The following is a 533-nucleotide window of genomic DNA, read 5'->3' on the forward strand; positions in this document are numbered from 1 at the left end:
TAGCGATAGCGACAAGCGTCTTTGTCGGCCGCATTGGATGACACCATCGTGGCGATCGTAAGCGGAGGCAACGGCGCGCTGCGGGGAGTGGTACGCATCAGCGGCGAAAGTGCCTATGACTGCGTGCGAACCTGGATCGAACTTCATGATCCGCCTGCTGCGTTCGGCAGCGCCGCCGCATTATCGGCGGCGACGGCAAGTATCGCGGGTCTTCGCCTGGCCTGTGATCTCTATTACTGGCCCAATCAGCGCAGCTATACTCGGCAACCTTCGATCGAGATCCATACGATCGGCTCGCGTCCGTTGCTTGAAGAGATGGTCGCCGCCGCCTGTCGCAATGGGGCGCGGATGGCCGAGCCAGGCGAGTTCACTCTGCGGGCATTTCTCGCCGGGCGACTCGATCTGACCCAGGCTGAAGCGGTGCTCGGCGTAATCGACGCCGAAGGAGATGCCCGGCTGAAGCAGTCGCTCGCGCAGCTGGCTGGCGGTCTATCGACGCCGCTTGCCGATGCCAGGACCAAGCTGCTGGAACT

1 pseudogene is annotated in these 533 nt (G+C 62.9%); it reads left to right on the forward strand.

The window, feature by feature from the left end:
- Positions 1-21 precede the first annotated feature (21 nt).
- A pseudogene (locus tag C5Y96_RS23730) lies at positions 22-533 on the forward strand (tRNA uridine-5-carboxymethylaminomethyl(34) synthesis GTPase MnmE); the annotation flags it as partial.

It is taken from the genome of Blastopirellula marina (assembly GCF_002967715.1).
GTDB classification, from domain to species: Bacteria; Planctomycetota; Planctomycetia; order Pirellulales; family Pirellulaceae; genus Bremerella; species Bremerella marina_B.